This is a genomic window from Paenibacillus apis, from assembly GCF_018333295.1.
Taxonomy (GTDB): domain Bacteria; phylum Bacillota; class Bacilli; order Paenibacillales; family Paenibacillaceae; genus Fontibacillus; species Fontibacillus antibioticophila.
Genome location: NZ_BORS01000001.1, coordinates 206,269 through 222,933, shown reverse-complemented (window position 1 = coordinate 222,933; position 16,665 = coordinate 206,269). Strand labels below are relative to the sequence as shown.

At 47.1% G+C, this 16,665-nt stretch carries 12 protein-coding genes; 4 read left to right on the top strand and 8 right to left on the bottom strand.

The annotated features are described in order from the left end of the window. Window positions 1-12 precede the first annotated feature (12 nt). Entirely contained in the window at window positions 13-1,347 is a 1,335-nt protein-coding gene (locus KI362_RS00920; RefSeq protein ID WP_301624182.1) for an ABC transporter substrate-binding protein, read from the bottom strand. Window positions 1,348-1,377: 30 nt separating this feature from the next. Next, window positions 1,378-2,865 carry an arabinosylfuranosidase ArfA gene (gene arfA / locus KI362_RS00915; protein ID WP_301624180.1) on the bottom strand — a complete coding sequence of 496 codons (1,488 nt, stop codon included), beginning with the start codon at window positions 2,863-2,865 and terminating at the stop codon, window positions 1,378-1,380. A gap of 418 nt (window positions 2,866-3,283) precedes the next feature. Here arfA and KI362_RS00910 point away from each other — a divergent pair, with 418 nt between their 5' ends. Then, window positions 3,284-4,201: an ArsR/SmtB family transcription factor gene (locus tag KI362_RS00910; RefSeq protein ID WP_301624178.1), complete on the top strand. Its 918-nt coding sequence runs from the start codon at window positions 3,284-3,286 to the stop codon at window positions 4,199-4,201. Between the two features lie 98 nt (window positions 4,202-4,299). Here the strand turns inward: KI362_RS00910 and KI362_RS00905 are convergent, their stop codons facing one another. The 5 genes from KI362_RS00905 to KI362_RS00885 all read right to left on the bottom strand — a co-directional run bounded on the left by KI362_RS00905 (window position 4,300) and on the right by KI362_RS00885 (window position 11,713). Further along, window positions 4,300-7,095, bottom strand: a complete 2,796-nt coding sequence (locus KI362_RS00905) for a LamG-like jellyroll fold domain-containing protein (protein ID WP_301624176.1) — start codon at window positions 7,093-7,095, stop codon at window positions 4,300-4,302. Between the two features lie 14 nt (window positions 7,096-7,109). Then, the gene (locus KI362_RS00900; protein ID WP_301624174.1) at window positions 7,110-8,597 is read right to left on the bottom strand and encodes an alpha-N-arabinofuranosidase; all 1,488 of its coding nucleotides are present in this window, start codon (window positions 8,595-8,597) and stop codon (window positions 7,110-7,112) included. A gap of 36 nt (window positions 8,598-8,633) precedes the next feature. After that, window positions 8,634-9,476 carry a carbohydrate ABC transporter permease gene (locus KI362_RS00895; protein ID WP_301624173.1) on the bottom strand — a complete coding sequence of 281 codons (843 nt, stop codon included), beginning with the start codon at window positions 9,474-9,476 and terminating at the stop codon, window positions 8,634-8,636. 53 nt (window positions 9,477-9,529) lie between these two features. Next, window positions 9,530-10,408 (bottom strand): carbohydrate ABC transporter permease, encoded by an 879-nt coding sequence (locus KI362_RS00890; RefSeq protein WP_301624172.1) that lies wholly within the window; start codon window positions 10,406-10,408, stop codon window positions 9,530-9,532. A gap of 81 nt (window positions 10,409-10,489) precedes the next feature. Next, window positions 10,490-11,713 carry an extracellular solute-binding protein gene (locus KI362_RS00885; protein WP_374705613.1) on the bottom strand — a complete coding sequence of 408 codons (1,224 nt, stop codon included), beginning with the start codon at window positions 11,711-11,713 and terminating at the stop codon, window positions 10,490-10,492. 553 nt (window positions 11,714-12,266) lie between these two features. Here KI362_RS00885 and KI362_RS00880 point away from each other — a divergent pair. The 3 genes from KI362_RS00880 to KI362_RS00870 all read left to right on the top strand — a co-directional run bounded on the left by KI362_RS00880 (window position 12,267) and on the right by KI362_RS00870 (window position 14,204). Continuing rightward, window positions 12,267-13,184, top strand: a complete 918-nt coding sequence (locus tag KI362_RS00880) for an ArsR/SmtB family transcription factor (RefSeq protein ID WP_301624170.1) — start codon at window positions 12,267-12,269, stop codon at window positions 13,182-13,184. Between the two features lie 137 nt (window positions 13,185-13,321). Continuing rightward, entirely contained in the window at window positions 13,322-13,780 is a 459-nt protein-coding gene (locus KI362_RS00875; RefSeq protein ID WP_301624169.1) for a MarR family transcriptional regulator, read from the top strand. After that, on the top strand, window positions 13,773-14,204 hold the full coding sequence (locus KI362_RS00870) for a pyridoxamine 5'-phosphate oxidase family protein (protein WP_301624168.1): 432 nt from the start codon (window positions 13,773-13,775) through the stop codon (window positions 14,202-14,204). Before KI362_RS00875 ends, KI362_RS00870 begins: the two co-directional genes overlap by 8 nt. Before the next feature lie 128 nt (window positions 14,205-14,332). Here the strand turns inward: KI362_RS00870 and KI362_RS00865 are convergent, their stop codons facing one another. Further along, window positions 14,333-16,636 (bottom strand): glycoside hydrolase family 3 N-terminal domain-containing protein, encoded by a 2,304-nt coding sequence (locus tag KI362_RS00865; RefSeq protein WP_301624167.1) that lies wholly within the window; start codon window positions 16,634-16,636, stop codon window positions 14,333-14,335. Window positions 16,637-16,665 lie beyond the last annotated feature (29 nt).

The following is a 16,665-nucleotide window of genomic DNA, read 5'->3' as shown; positions in this document are numbered from 1 at the left end:
TTTCCATGAGGCCTACTTTAATTCCTGTTCGATTTGAGCCTGGGCTTCGTCAAGCGCTTGTTTTACGTCCTTGCCGTCTTCAAAGATCTCATTGAGTGTTACGGTGCAAAGGACATTGTTAATGGTCGGAGATGATGATGTAGATTTAATCAGCATGATTTCGTCTTTTATTTCATTCAAAACCTCAAACGGGTTATTGGCAAAATACTTCACAAATTGGTTGTCTGGATTGTGTGTCACATCATTCATATTCCACACGTCCATATTTACGGGGTCAAAGCCGAGCGTGTTCCAAATCTCGATATTCGCGTCTTCAGACAACTTGGCGAAGGCGAGGAAATCTTTTGCTAATTGAATGTCTTTCGCCGTCTTGGTCACAACAGTACCTGTACCGCCGCCGCCGACCGATCTAGGCATCCCTTCTTCCAACACCGGAATCGGGGCAATTGCGATTTTCCCAGATAAATCAGACATATAGTTCGTATATCTGGACATTTGCCAGAGCGGCATGAAGGCCGTAGCATAGTTCCCGGAATTGAATTCACCGTAAGCCTCTTCCGTATCCGGCTGTCCGCCTGCAATCGTAGCAATCACGTTATTGTCCTGCAGATCTTTAAGCATCGTTAGCGCCTTGACGGCCTCTTCAGAATTCACAATCGGATTACCTGAGTCGTCTGTCAGATCTGCGCCTTGCTGAGCTAGCAACTGCGTAATCTGCCAAGTTGCGCTGGTATCAGCCGTCCCCATGTACTTGCCGGTCTGTTCATATACTTGCATCCCTGCTTGCTTGAAATCCTCCCAAGTTACGATGCTCTTGTAATCAACTCCGGCAGCCTCAAGGATTTCTGTATTGTAGAAGGCTACAGAAGCACCGACATGAGTTGGAATCCCGTAATTTTGGCCGTCTTTGCTGTACAAATCAATTCTTGATTGAACGATAGTGTCTCTGTAAGGATCAATCACATCATTCAAAGGCTCCAATTGAGGCTCACCCTTCAAAAAATCGGGGAACTTGCCTAGTTCGATATCGGAGATATCTGGAGCCCCCACTCCCGTCTGAACCGCGATGGATAGCTTATTATGCATGTCATCATAAGGCATCACGGTAACATTAAGCTTGATTTGACGGTCCGGATACTCTGTATTCCATTTGCCCAGCATTTTCTCAAAATGCTGTCCATGCAATTCTACGAAAGTCCAATAGGACAATTCCGTCGCATCTTCCCCGGCACCGCTGTCCAGCACAGAAGTTTCACCGCTGCTGGAAGAAGATGAATTTCCGCCGCACGCCCCGAGTACCGTCGCCATTACGAGCACCAAACAGATCGTGAACCATTTTCTTTTCATACCTTGACCTCCCACATGATCATTTTCGGCTTAAGCCTTTTTCAAACGGATAACATTCCAGGAGGCTTTGGATAAGCGGGCATGCACGAAGCCGTCCCGGCATTCCGCCCCTCCCCGGGAATGAGGTTTGACTGATTCCAATTCCGCTGTATTTACCGCTTTCAAATCCTCATGTTCAAGTACAATATGCTCTATGATTCGGTAGTCTTCGAAGCCGCGGACATCACACTGTAATTCGAGCGCTTCATCCAAATGACGATTGACAGCAAAGATGGTAAGTTCTTCTTCCTCCGCGCGGTATACAACCGCACTATCAAGATAAGGAACATCGGTATAATCCTGCGCATCATATTTCGGCGAATCAACGATGGGCAGCAACGACTCGCCCCGGCCGTATCTGGATGCATGCAGATAAGGAAAGAAGATGGTCTGTCTCCAGGCGCGTCCTCCGTTTTCCGTCATAATTGGCGCTATGACATTCACTAGCTGAGCCAGGCAAGCCATCTTGACCCGGTCTGCATGACGAAGCATCGTAATCAACATACTCCCGACCAGCAGAGCATCTTCAAAGTTGTACACATCTTCAAGCTGCGGCGGACCAATCGTCCATGGATCAATCTTGGCATCGGTATCATTGGAGTGATACCAGACGTTCCACTCATCAAAACTGAGATACATCGTCTTCTTACTGCGTTTCTTAGCTTTGACGTAGTCGCAGGTAGAGGCTACCGTTCGTATGAAATGCTCCATGTCCATCGATCTGGCTAGGAAATTAGCCGAATCATGATCCCGGTTGCCATAATATTGGTGGAGGGATACATAATCAGCGACTTCATAGGTGTGATCGAGCGTAATCGCTTCCCACTCCGGGAAGGTCGGCATCGCCGTGCTGGAACTGCCGCAAGAAACAAGCTCAATCGTGGGATCAACCAGGCGCATCGCCTTTGCCGTCTCATAAGCGATTCGGCCGTACTCTTGGGCCGTCTTCTGTCCGATTTGCCATGGACCGTCCATCTCATTGCCCAGACACCAGGTCTTGATCTTATGCGGCTGTTCGTATCCATGACTGCGGCGCAGGTCACTCCAATAACTCCCGCCTGGATGATTGCAATACTCCAGAAGGTTTCTTGCCGCATCGACTCCGCGAGTTCCGAGATTGACCGCCATCATCACTTCAGAGCCGATCTCCTTCGCCCATCGGGCAAATTCGTTCGTGCCAACCTCATTCGGCTCGATCGTTCTCCAGGCCAGCTCCAGCCGTTTGGGACGATCAGCCAACGGTCCTACGCCATCCTCCCAGTTATATCCGGACACAAAATTTCCGCCTGGATAGCGGATAATCGGTACATTCAGCTCTTGGATCAGCGTCTTGACATCATTGCGGAAGCCATAGGTATCTGCCGCAGGATGAGCTGCTTCGTAAATCCCCCCGTATACGGCTCTGCCGAGATGCTCCACAAAAGAGCCATAAATCCGCGGATCAATTTCGGCAATTTTAAATGCTTTGTCTACAACCATTTTTGCTTTGAGCCCAGTTGTTGCGGATGACAAATGATCACCTTCCATCCCTATTTTAAATAACGTTAAAATGTTTCCCATCAACTTGAATGAATCCGCTTACAGATATAAAATAACATACAAGAACACTGCTGTAAATATATAAATATAAATCTTTTCATGTTTTTATAAACAAAATCAATCACATTATCAGAAAAATTCAATGTTTATTAGTATTTAACTAAGATAATTCATAATTAGACTCTATTTAATTTTATAATTATATGAAGTATACAGGCGTTTATAACCATATTTTATATAAAATTTTATTCAAATCTATGTTTTTTGATTTAATACTTTTGTAAACGATTGAGTTGGTTTATAATTATATAAAACAAACCTAAGTTTGATTACTTTTTCTGGAAGAGGGATATGACGCATGATTTATATTAAAGATCTAATGAGCGGCATCGATATTTTTAAAGCGTTAAGCTCTGAAATCAGAATCCAAATCCTCGAACTGCTCGCAAAGAATCAAGCGCTGAACCTGAATGACCTTGCTAACAAGCTGAATCTTAGTAACGGGGCTATCACGATGCATATTAAAAAGCTCGAAGAAAGCGGGCTAATTGAGATCAATACCACCGTCGGCAAGCATGGGATTCAAAAAATCTGCTACTTGAACAAAGATAAGTTAATGGTTGATCTTCGTAAAAAAGATGTAGAAAATCTCTATGAAGTAGAGATTCAAGTGGGACATTACAGCAATTACCAGGCATTACCGACATGTGGGCTAGCAACGAAAGACAGCATTATCGGCGACTTTGACGATCCGCGATACTTCGCTGATCCTCAGCGTATCGACTCCGAAATCATTTGGCTTGCCGAAGGCTTTCTGGAATACCGGATTCCGAATTATCTTAAGCCCAATCAGAGCTTTCGAGAAATTCAGTTCTCCATGGAGCTGGGATCGGAAGCCCCGGGCTATTGCGATAACTATCCTTCCGATATTCATTTCTACATTAATGATATCGAGATCGGCTACTGGACCAGCCCCGGCGACTTCGGCGATATTCGCGGAACCTTCAATCCGGAATGGTGGCCGCCTCATCTGAATCAGTACGGGATGCTGAAGCTCATTCGAATTAATCACGAGGGCAGTTTTATTGATGGCTGCAGAATATCGGATGTGACACTGGATCAAATCCAGCTGGATTACAAGAGCGATTTAACCTTGCGCATCGCCGTAACCGACAACTCCGTGAACAAGCGGGGATTAACCATCTTCGGCAAAAATTTTGGCAACTATGGGCAGGATCTGCTGGCACGTGTTCTTTACGATGTAAATGAAGAGTAACAAATAAAGCGTGAAATCCGGGTTTACTTGCTGGATCTCACGCTTTACTTATATGCATAGATCGAGCAGGTTCCTAGAAACCCTACTCGCACTAAATATTATGGAGAGGCAAGCTGACTGCCAATGATTTCTCCGGAACCAAAATTCCCTGAAGGATCTGCAAGATCATGCTCAAACAGAAACTTAGCTGCCAATTCGGCTTTTCCCTCCTCTTCTTCAAAGGAAGCTTCCTGTGAAAGCCGTTTGACTAATGCATCGGTCAATGAAGTATTATAAATTCGCAATTCATCCATTTTGCCTTCGAAAGGACGATCCCACCAATTCACACCAAGGCTGAATATCCCCGAATGATCTTTAAAAATATCCGGGAAGCCTTTACCCGTATATTTCTGCTCACCGTTAACGAACACCTTCACACTGCCCTCATTTACGATAAAGGCGAGATGATGCCAGTCTTTTGTTCGAATTCTGGAGCCGGTTGAACCATCATACCAAGCTTCACCAGACCATAGCATTGTATGGTTATCCCAAGAATCCGGCACAAGGCTGATCCAGCTTGATTTGGATTGCGCCCCAAAGAAGGTGGTCGAGAACTGGTTATGCTCCTCCGGGTATACCCAAAGCGATACAGAGTATTCATTTCCGGAGATCAGGCCATCCGGGAGGCGGATGCCGGATTCGCCGTCAAATACGGCTGCATTCCCGGTGACGCCTTTTGAAAAGGCTATATTACCATTACCATTCAGCTCATCAATCAATGGCCCAGTAACTTTGCCGCGCTCATAGTTGTCTGTCGAATCGGACAAGTCATCTTCAAAGGCATAATGAGCAACTAAGCCCTCATTCAAATCCAACGGAATGACGCGGACCTGGAATTTTTTCGCGGCGCTAAAGGCTCCCTTTGTGATCACTGCCGTAAGCTCTGCGGTCAGCGGTTCTTCCCATGGATCAGGGGGGCTGATAACACCTGTGTCCGAAATAACTGAAGGATCAGAGCTTACCCATTCGATCTTAGTTCCACGCACACCTTTCACAGGTAATTGAAGATGATCGATCACTCGGCTTGTATCTCCAAGCGAAAGCGCCTGTTCAACGGCTCTGACCGCCTGTTGATCGGTTATATCCGGCTGCTTGATTCCCCAAATGGTCTCTCCCTTGGCCGAAACAGCTGTAAAGGTTAATGTGTTTTGCTGCAGAAGCGGATCCCAGCCTTGGACAAACACCCCATGATAAGCTTCGCCGTTCACCACAATCTCAGCATCATATCCGCCTTCCAGACCCCAGCTGCCTTCCAAGTCACCCGTGATCTTCTTATCCTTTTCAAGCGTGATTGATACAGACTCCGTAACTGCCCCGGAATAGGACAGGCCGTGATTTACAAACTTATAATCTCCGGAAATGCTGGCCTCCTTAACTGCCGCTGCCGTCTCCCCGGAATATCTTTCAGGCGCCGTCACAAGCCAGCCATCCTTGTTCATGAACATCTGATGGACGCGAAGCTCATGCACCTCTCCACGCTCAGGGAAGCGGGTATGGAACAATAGAAAGTACTTTCCTGCAGCCTCATCGTAGAACACCGAGTTATGACCTGGAGATACATATCCATAACCGTCCTCCGGACCAGCTTCCCCAATCTCTTGCTTGAAAAGGAAGTTGCCCATCAGCTTGATGCCGATCAGATCATTGGCTGTATTCTGGTCTGTCAGGACGGCATTTTGCCCGGATGCATCGAGATAGGGGCCGGCCGGGCTGCTCGCGCGGAACTGCCTCATGTTATAGCCGCCGTCCGCTCCAAGCCAGCCATAGGTCACATTTAGATAATAGTAGTCCGTAGACGGATCATAGAAAATATAAGGACCCTCGCCCGATTTGGTAAAGCCGCCGGCGATTTTCACTCCGAAATACCGATCGATCAGCCTGCCGTCTTCGGTAACTCCATCCTGTCCAGGATACTTCGGCAAGCCTGTTTCCGGATCAAGCTCAAGCAGGAAAATCCCGCCGGACCACGAGCCATAGGTCATCCACAGCTTTCCTTCTTTATCAAAAAATAAGGTGGCATCGATTGCGTTCGGGTATATCGTATTGTTGTATTCTCCTGTACTTTTGAACCATTCCGGATTTTCTCCGTTCAGTAGTCCAGCTTCGATAAGCTCAGGCAGATGGGTCTGAGTCCACTTCTTATTGACCGCACTATTGTCATCCCTTGCATCATGAAGTGTGAAGCCGGAAAAGACAACCGTATCTCCATACAAGTACGGGCCTTCGATATTTTGGGACACAGCAAACCCGATAGCTGATCGGATATAAGTGGAAGAGGCGCTGTAATACTGCATAAAGGCTCCGGTTGTTCCATCAGGATTCTTGTAATATTTATTCCAGATTACATCCGGCGCCCATACTGCATATCCTCCCTTGCTATCGGCATCATCTTCTCCTGCCCACTTGAATGAATCCGCCAAATTTTCTGACAGATCCCCGTAAATCACGTTTCCGGGTGTCGTATATCCATTCGTGAATTTGGTCCAATTCTGTAAATCCGCAGATTTGGCAGCATCAATATGGGATCCAAAAACATAATAAGTCGAAGCATCCTTAATCACAGAAGGATCATGGACTGAGACATTAGTCTGATATGGACGAAGCGTTCCATCCCCGTATCCTTGCATATATCCTGCGGCGACAGCCTTTCTGAGCTCTGACAAGGAGGACTCATTCACATCCTGATCCCGGAAGTTCCATTCACCTTCATTGATATATTGAAAGACTTGATTAATCCAGGCGGCAAATTCTACTCTCGTAATCCCTGAAGCCGTGTTTTCCTGAGCATAGCCTGTGGCCGGAATCAGCAGGGCAACTAATAACAGCAGCGTCAATCCTCTCTTTAACGATTTCATGGAATTCTCCTCCCCTAGTTCAGACACAGCGTGACTGCCGACATCGCCGGAAGCCGTAGTTTCAATCCTGCCTTATCCGCAACTACTTGTTCAAAGGGGGCCGGGGCAACGGTATTAGGTTGCTCGAAGGTGTTATGATCGTTCATATGCTTGGCAGTTAAAATCCTCCCAACAGGCTGCAATTCTACAGCATCCAATCCGCGCACCTCTACATAAATCTCTGCTTCCTGACCAAGGTCAATATTGACCAGGCTAAGATGAATTCTTCCCTCATGATCCTTGGAAGCCGATACCGTCACTTGCGGCAGTTCCTGGCCTTGATGCTCGAAGTTGCCTAGGGTTGATTCGACCGATAGCAGTTCAGCATCCTGATGGACCTTGAACATATCAAAGATATGATACGTCGGCGTCAGAATCATGTTATCCCCTTCCGTTAAAATCATGGCTTGCAGCACATTAACGGTCTGGGCAATATTCGTCATATGCACCCGATCCGCATGCTTGTGGAAAATATTGAAATGCAGCGCAGCAACGAGAGCGTCCCGAATCGAATTTTGCTGATAAAGGAAGCCCGGATTTGTTCCCGGTTCTACATCGAACCAAGTCCCCCACTCATCAATGATCAGACCAACACGTTTATCGGGGTCATATTTATCCATAATTGCTCCATGCCTTGAAATGAGCTCATCCATATGCAGCGCTCTCTTCATCGTGGCGAACCATTCATCTGTGTCGAAGTCCAGCGCCGATCCCTTACCCAGCCAAAAGTCACCAGGTATAGTGTAATAATGCAGGCTTAAACCATCCATCAATCCGCCCGCATGCTTCATCAGCACTTCCGTCCAGTTATAGTCATCCACGTTGGCTCCGCCGGCAATTTTAAAAATCCGGTTGTTTCCATAGTTACGCACATAGGTCTGATATCTCCGATACAGATCAGCATAGTATTCAGGACGCATATGGCCGCCGCAGCCCCAATTCTCATTGCCAACGCCAAAATACGTTAGTCTCCACGGCTTTTCTCTCCCGTTCTCTTCACGCCAGTTAGCCATAGGCGATTCACCGTCAAAGGTCATATATTCAACCCATTCGGACATCTCCTGGACCGTACCGCTGCCAACATTTCCGCAAATATAAGGTTCGCACTCCAGCAACTCGCACAGCAGCATGAATTCATGGGTCCCAAAGTGATTATTTTCAATTACACCGCCCCAGTGGGTATTGACCATTCGCTTACGGCGCTCGTACGGTCCTATTCCGTCCTTCCAATGATATTCATCGGCGAAGCATCCCCCCGGCCAACGCAACACAGGAATACGGATCGCTCTTAATGCCTCCAGCACATCCTTTCGAATCCCCTTTGTATTCGGGATGGAGGATTCTTCACCTACCCAGATGCCCTCATAGATACATCTCCCGAGATGTTCCGCAAAGTGACCGTAAATATGCTTACTAATTCGAGCTTGGGAAATGTCTGCATTGATAAGGATACGATTGCTCATCTATTGTCCCTCCGGCTTTCTTAATAGTCCCGTTGATCATCCTTTAATGCCTGAATTCAGGTTAATCGATTGAATGAAGTATTTCTGCGCGAATGCAAACAGCAACAAGGTTGGAATAATAGCTATGATGGCTGAGCCCATTAGCTGGCCGATCATGCGGTAGTTGCCGTAAATATCCTGAAGCAACAACAACCCGGCGGTAATCGGCATTTTATCAACATCGGTATAAACAATGACTGGCCATAAAAAGTCATTCCATGAGCCGACAAAGGAAAACAGTCCGCACACAATCAAAACGGGTTTGATCAAAGGAAGAATAATTGAGGCATATATTCTGAAATCTCCCGCCCCATCCACTCTGGCGGATTCATCCAGCTCATGCGGAATTCCCTTCAGGAACTGACGAACCAGGAAGATATTCCCCATCCCCGCCAAGCCTGGAATAATCATCGCCCAGGAAGTATTCACCCAACCGAAAATATCAATAATTTTATAGGAAGGAATGATGTTCACTACACCCGGAAAGAACGAAATCCCCAGCAAAGTGAAAAATAAAGTATCTCTACCCTTGAATTTCATTCGGGCATAACCGTAGCCGGTCAACGAAATTACGACAATAACCAGAAAGGTATGCAGAGAAGCTATGAACACCGAGTTGAATAACCATCGCATGATCGGTGCAGTCGAGGTATTGCCCAGAATTGTCACATAGTTCTCCAGTCTCCACTCTGCCGGAAACAGACGGAAGCCCGATTGCACAATCTCCGACTGTGTTCTGAAAGAGGTAGATATGCCGAAGATGACAGGAATGATCCACGTGATGCATAGAGCCCAAAGAAATAAATTCGCCAGATATTTGGATATGTTCAATTTACTCATTTGAAGAACACCTTACCTCTCGCTTCCTTAGATTCGACTCCCTGACAGACAGCTTACTCATTGGCATTCCGGTTCATGACATAGTATTGCAATGCCGAAATCACCAGGATGACTATCCCCAGCAGTACAGCCATCGCTGATGCCATTCCTGCAATGGATTCACCATGCCCGAAAGCCAACTGTCGAATGTACATCATCAATACATGTGTCGTCTGTCTAGGACCACCGTCGGTCATCATCAGAGGCTGACCGAATACGTTAAACGCCCCCGCAGTCGTCATAACGAAGGTGTAGATCAACGGAAACCGAATCGAAGGCAGAGTAATGCTGAAAAATTTACGACTCGCACCTGCTCCATCCATTTCAGCAGCCTCATACAAATCCTTTGAGACGCCTGCGATGGAAGCACGGTAAATAATCATGTTTCCGCCAACGCCGCCCCATACCGTAATAACGAATATGATAATCCACGCGTAAGGCTGGGTAGCAGGCCAAGCAACTTGCGAGTTGAATATATTCCCTGCTATACCGAGCTGCTTGTTAAATAGCAGTAACCAAATCAGCGCCGCCGCTGAAATAGAGATCAGGCCCGGAATATAAATAATGGCTTGAATAACACCCTTCAGCTTCACCTTCCGATGCTCTAATGAAACTGCAACGAGGAGCGGAATTACAATCAAGAGCGGAACGCTTATAGCTACGAAAATAAATGTGTTCGTAAGACCATTAAAAAATTGGGTATGAAAGGTAGATGTGGTGTCAAGCAGTATCGTCTTATAGTTGGCGACACCAACCCATTGCGGGTCGTTCATGAGGTTCCACTTGGTGAAGGAAGCATAAATCCCGTAAATGGTTGGAATAAGAATAAAGATTAAAAACAAGACCAGATGAGGGCCAACAAAGAAAACCGGTGCGAATGATTTCTTTCTCATAGCCAATGCATATCTCCTTTTGACGAAAGGATGTGCCAACCGTCCTTATCGGCACATCCTTTCAGCTTTCTGTTCCCGACTTTAATTCGCTTCCGTCTTGCTGCTTTCTGAAATCTTATCCTCAACGAACTTCTGCATGGTTTGCAGCGTTTCATCCAGATCCACATTGCCGCGTACAATATCTGCACAGTAAGTATCTACCGCTTCAGCTACATAAGGATAATATTCATAGGTATAGATATATAGGGATTCGATCTCCTTCTCGTTAGAGGTGAAGAAGGATTGCATGTATTGTGAGTAGTCCGGGCTTTCAATCACTTCTTTACTTGCAACAATTTGTCCAGCCTTCGCCCATTCAATTGAATTTTGACGAATAAATTCCAGGAAAGCACCGATACCTGCTTCCTTCTCATCAGATCGTTTATCATTCTTGAGCATAGCGAACAAATGGGAAGAGGCCCGGTTCGTAAATTTATCCGCAGTTGCAGAGTAAATATTGGTCACCCCGAAATTGAGTCCCTCTACTGCAGCATGAGCTGTAGAGCTCCACGTTCCGTCTGTAGAAAAGAAAACATTGCCGGATTGGAACATCAGGTATCCATCTTCACCGAACGGAGTCATCAGACCCGCATCGGCAATCTTCTTCACTTCCTCGAAGGCTTGCTTCATCACCGGCGTATTTACCGCAGGCTGCCCATTTTCTTCAATAGCTCCTCCAAGATTCTGGATTTGCGCAAGAATGACCCATCCAAGGAGCGCATCATTTACTACATAATCTCCTTCGTCCAGCTTGCCTTGAAGAGAGAGCATCTCATCGATCGTCACAACATCATCATCCAGGAAATATTCCACATCATATTTCTTAAGCAAATCCTTGTTGTAATACATGGTGTTGCTATGAATATCAAGCGGAACTGTATACTGCGTTCCACCAATGTTTCCAGTTGTCCAAGCTTGAGGCAAATAGTTTTCTTCTTTAATTTCAGGCTGGCCGGCGATCGCCGAATCAATCTGTTCGAGCATCCCTTGCTTTACAAAGCCGGGCACCCGGTCAGCATGGATAATTGCCAGGTCAGGCACACCTTTGCCGGAGTTAAGCACCGTTGATATTTTTGTATACATATCCGCTGTGATCACATGTTTAACTTGAATTTCCGGGTTGGTCGCATTGTACTCCTTTACCAGCTGGTCCATATAAGCGCCGTCATCTCCGGTCAAGGGAGTCCAAAATGTAATTGTCTTGCTGTCCGAACCGCCTCCGCATCCCGATAACACGATACTCAGAACAAAAATAGTAACCATCATGATTATTCCGTGCTTTTTCAAAACCTTCGCCCCCTAAATTTTAATAAAGCTTGATAATGGCATGCAGATAACTCAGATTCTACTTTCTTTCTCAACTTGTACGTACATCTTTAGATAAATTAATAAATTTATAGCTTCAACACCTCCCAGTCCTGCAAATAGGACTCCCTTATACTGGTCAACCATAACGCCATCAATTATTTTATTAATATATGAAATAATTGACGAATGATTAAATGAATTCGCTTACAGGTATAAATTAACATAGGATTTCAGCGTTGTAAATACGTCATTTTAAATCTTTTCATTGTTTTATAAAAACAATATAATCATTAAGTTTAAACAATGTAAAATCAAAGAGATGAGGCCTAAAAACGCCTGCTTTCTTTTATGTATTTATAAACCATAGCGTCAAAATAGTTCAATTTTTTCTTTAATTCGTGCCTTTACCTCTCTTCACTTTGAAATCTCTTCCAATTAAATGTTCATTGGTTTATAATAGTATAAAATAAATATAATTTTAACTTCGTTATTGGAAGAGGGTTAGAACCGGATGATTTATATCAAGGATTTAATGAGCGGCATCGATATTTTTAAAGCGCTTAGTTCGGAGATCCGAATTCAAATGCTGGAGCTGCTGGCCAAGAATCAGGCCTTGAATCTGAATGAGATTGCAAGCAAGCTGGGACTAAGCAACGGGGCCATTACAATGCACGTAAAAAAGCTCGAAGAGAGCGGGCTGATTGAGATCAACACCACGGTAGGCAAGCATGGCATTCAAAAAATATGTTATCTGAATAAAGACAAATTGATGGTTGATCTTCGCAGTAAAGATATGGAGAATTTGTACGAGGTTGAGATTCAGGTGGGTCATTACAGTAATTATCAAGCCGTACCTACATGCGGGCTCGCTACCAAAGACAGCATTATCGGCGACTTTGACGATCCGCGATACTTCGCTGATCCTCAGCGTATCGACTCCGAAATCATTTGGCTTGCCGAAGGCTTTCTGGAATACCGGATTCCAAATTATCTTAAGCCCAATCAGAGCTTTCGAGAAATCCAGTTCTCCATGGAGCTGGGTTCTGAAGCCCCGGGCTACTGCGATAACTATCCTTCAGACATTTATTTTTATATTAATAATATAGAAATTGGATGTTGGACCAGTCCCGGCGACTTCGGCGATGTTCGCGGAACCTTTAACCCGGAATGGTGGCCGCCTCACTTGAATCAGTATGGCATGCTGAAATTAATCCGGATCAACCGGGATGGCAGTTATATAGATGGCTGCCGGATTTCTGACGTTACTTTGGATCAGATTCAATTGGATTACAAGAGCGACATTACGTTTCGCATTGCCGTTACTGACCGTCCTTTGAACAAGCGAGGATTAACGATCTTTGGCAGAAATTTTGGCAATTATGGACAGGATCTGCTTGCGCGCGTGCTGTACGATGTGAATCAAACATAAAATGAAAGAGTCCTTCGTTCCACGTCTACGAGTGGTGATGAAGGACTTTTTGTCCTGTAAATTAAAAAAGACAATCTGATGTGCAAAAATCCCTTGTAAGCATCTATATAGTATTGTACTATATAGAACAGTTGGAGGTGAGAAAACTGGTCGCTAAGACAAGTGGCGGATTTTTGATCAGCAAAATCAAACAAATTCAAGGCAGATTGCTTGAAAAAGCACTTATTGAACATGGGATTACGCAGTTTAATGGCGCACAAGGACGAATCCTGTTTGTTTTGTGGGACAACGATAACATCCCCATAAGTGAGCTGTCTGAAAAAACAGGACTGGCTAAGACAACCCTGACTAGCATGCTGGACAGATTGGAGAAATCCGGACATATTCAGAGAGTACATGACCCAACTAACCGCAGAATAATCAGAATTAGGCTCACAGAAGCCGCAAGAAATCTGCAAGAACAGTATAATAAGGTCTCGGAGAAAATGAATGCTATTTTTTATGAGGGGTTTAGTGACGATGAAATATTCACCTTTGAAAATAGCCTTAGGAAAGTGCTTGAAAATCTTGCGAAAAAGGAGAAGGATTATGAATAGTGTCATTAAATCGGAGATTCGTGCGTTGCGTCAAAATGCGCATGTTGCGTATATAGGCTCAGTTAACGAAAACGGCTTTCCTCAAATAAAAGGAATGCTTGTGCTTGAACACGCCAGCATGAAAACTCAGTATTTTTCTACCAATACTAGTTCAAAACGCGTGAAGCAATTTCTCAACAACCCTAAAGCTTCTGTATATTATAGCGATGAGACAAGAAACAAATATAAAGGGGCTTTGTTTACCGGGACAATGGAGGTTTGCACCGACCATGACACTAAGGCACTATTATGGCGGGACGGCTTTGAAATATACTATCCTAAAGGCATTGATGACGAGGATTATTGCGTTTATAAATTCACAGCGGAGACTGTTAATTACTATCATGGATTGAGCAATTTAACATTGCCTATAGATGATCTGTAATACATACATAGCACGTCCGAGCGTTAGGACGTGCCATGTAATATTAGGTCAGCCAGAGGCCTCCGGCTGGCCTATATTTGCGGTTGTTTTTTCCTGAAAAGACTGAAGCCTTTACGAAGGATACTCCGTTAAGCCGTTACGTTTAATTCCACAGATATCGTATCCCGGCTGTTCCCGCCGACCTGCACGCTTACCTTGCATGGCTCGGCCGCAAATTTCATTTCCCGGTTCCAAATACCGAGTTCCTCCCGGCCCATCGTAAACTCTACCGCCCGCCGTTCTCCCGGTTTAAGCGTCACCTTGGCGAAGCCCTTCAATTCAGCAAAACGCCGGGTAATGCCGGATTCGCTGGCTTGAATATACAGCTGTGCCGTTTCCGTTCCCGCCAGAGCGCCTGTATTCGTGATCTCTACACGGACCTTTACCTCTTCCCCGCCCTCCAGCTCTCCCGCAGATATCGCGGTATGTGATAAGGACAGATTTTCATAGGCAAAATTCGTATAGCTTAAGCCGTAGCCGAACGGATATAATGCCGCCGATGGCATATCAACATATACGCGCGGCCGCGACGGTGTCTTCTGATTGTAGTAAACCGGCAATTGCGCTGAGGAACGCGGCAGCGAGACCGGCAGCTTGCCGCTTGGCGGCTCCTGTCCGAACAGGATTTCAGCCACGGCCTGCCCACCCTCTGTCCCTGGATACCAGGCACAGAGAATGGCTCCGCAAAGCTCCTCAATGTCGGTTAGCGCATGCGGCCGCCCCTGAATGATCACAGCCACGACCGGTGTGCCGGTAGCCGCTACCGCTGCAGCCAGCTCACGCTGAACGCCGCCGAGCGATAGATCCGCCAGATCGACACCTTCGCCGCAATCCATCTCAGAGGGGCTGCCCTCGGAGAGGATCGCCGCACCGTTGCTGTCGAAGTCGCCGCCAAACTGGCGAGCACTGCTTCCGCCCAATACCAGTACGGCAACGTCAGCTCCCTTCGCCGCCTCCACCGCTTCAGCGATGCCCGCTGTGGAGAGATCACGAATGCCGCAGCCCAGCGCATGCACGATTTCCGTGCCTTCCGGAGCCACGGAACGAATGCCTTGCAGCACCGTCGTTCCGCTTCCCTCCGGCTGTACGCTGGTGTAATCGCCTAATTGATTGTACAGACGATCCGCATTCGGACCAATGACCGCAATCCGGCGAGGCGAGGAAGAGAGCGGCAGCAGGTTATCTTTATTCTTAAGCAATACCAGCGATTCTCTGGCAATTTGCAGGTTAACCGCCTGATATTCCGGTCTTCTGGCAGCGGAGCCTGACTCGGAAACATAGGGCTGTTCGAACAAGCCCAGTCGGAACTTAAGGCGCAGGACACGCGCCACGGCCCGGTCCAGCTCCTCTTCCTTCACCAAGCCCTGCTTCACCGCCTCCTCCAGCGTTGAGAAGGCGGTGTCCCACAGGCTGAGATCAACACCGGACTTTAAGGCCAATGCCGCGGCGGACTCATAGCTGCCGGTCAACGTCAGCAAACGGTCCACGGCCTGCCCGTCCGCCATGACAATGCCATCAAATCCCCATTCCTCGCGCAGAATGCCTGTCAGAAGATCCGGGTTAGCATGACAAGGCACGCCGTCAATCTCGTTGTATGCCGCCATGAAGCCTGCCGCACCAGCCAATGCCCCGGCCTGGGCCGCAGGCAAATGGATCTCCCGAAGCTCACGTTGCCCGATGGCAGCCGGTCCGGCATTCCGCCCTCCTTGGGCAGCTCCTTGAGCACATAGATGCTTCAGTACCACTGCCAGCTTATCCGTCCCTGCCAATTGCTGCGGATCATCCCCCTGCATGCCGCGCACCGCCGCTTCGGCAAATTGCGAGGCAAGGTAAGGGTCCTCACTGAAGCATTCCTCCGACCGCCCCCAACGAGGCTCTTGCAGCATATCAAGCGCTGATACAAGGCCGATGTGAGCGCCGCGGCTGCGAATTTCCGCCGCCATCAGGCTATAAGCTTGCTTCATTAATTCCGGGTTCCAGGTAGCCCCTACACCCAAATTAACCGGAAGCAGGGTACCGTCCAGCGCCTGGTGGCCATGGGGACATTCCTCGGTCAGCAGCACGGGGATACCCAGACGCGTATGCTCGAGCACGTACCGCTGCACCTGATTGGCCGCCTTGGCGCTCTCCGTTGCGGTAATGCCGTTGCTATAATTGACTCCCGACCAGGGATCGCTGCGGAACAGGCCGTACAAAGCCCCCATCCCGCCGCCACGGGCTACCTCGTCCTTGAACGCATCGGTCAGCTCGAAGCGTTCTCCTTGACGTACGTAAGCATCCCAACCGTACATCCGCTGGTTAAGCTGCCCTACCTTCTCAGCGAGCGTCATGCGCTCCAGCAAATCCGCGATTCGCTCCTCCAAAGGAACGGATGATTGTTTGTATTTCTCCATGTTCTGCTTCCTCCCGCCTGCCGATACTC

Coding starts and splice junctions, on each gene's coding strand:
- KI362_RS00865 (WP_301624167.1), bottom strand. CDS start 16,636: ATGGAGAAATACAAACAATCATCCGTTCCTTTGGAGGAGCGAATCGCG.
- KI362_RS00880 (WP_301624170.1), top strand. CDS start 12,267: ATGATTTATATCAAGGATTTAATGAGCGGCATCGATATTTTTAAAGCG.
- KI362_RS00885 (WP_374705613.1), bottom strand. CDS start 11,713: ATGATGGTTACTATTTTTGTTCTGAGTATCGTGTTATCGGGATGCGGA.
- KI362_RS00900 (WP_301624174.1), bottom strand. CDS start 8,597: ATGAGCAATCGTATCCTTATCAATGCAGACATTTCCCAAGCTCGAATT.
- KI362_RS00920 (WP_301624182.1), bottom strand. CDS start 1,347: ATGAAAAGAAAATGGTTCACGATCTGTTTGGTGCTCGTAATGGCGACG.
- KI362_RS00905 (WP_301624176.1), bottom strand. CDS start 7,095: ATGAAATCGTTAAAGAGAGGATTGACGCTGCTGTTATTAGTTGCCCTG.
- KI362_RS00895 (WP_301624173.1), bottom strand. CDS start 9,476: ATGAGTAAATTGAACATATCCAAATATCTGGCGAATTTATTTCTTTGG.
- KI362_RS00870 (WP_301624168.1), top strand. CDS start 13,773: ATGAATAGTGTCATTAAATCGGAGATTCGTGCGTTGCGTCAAAATGCG.
- KI362_RS00890 (WP_301624172.1), bottom strand. CDS start 10,408: ATGAGAAAGAAATCATTCGCACCGGTTTTCTTTGTTGGCCCTCATCTG.
- arfA (WP_301624180.1), bottom strand. CDS start 2,865: ATGGTTGTAGACAAAGCATTTAAAATTGCCGAAATTGATCCGCGGATT.
- KI362_RS00910 (WP_301624178.1), top strand. CDS start 3,284: ATGATTTATATTAAAGATCTAATGAGCGGCATCGATATTTTTAAAGCG.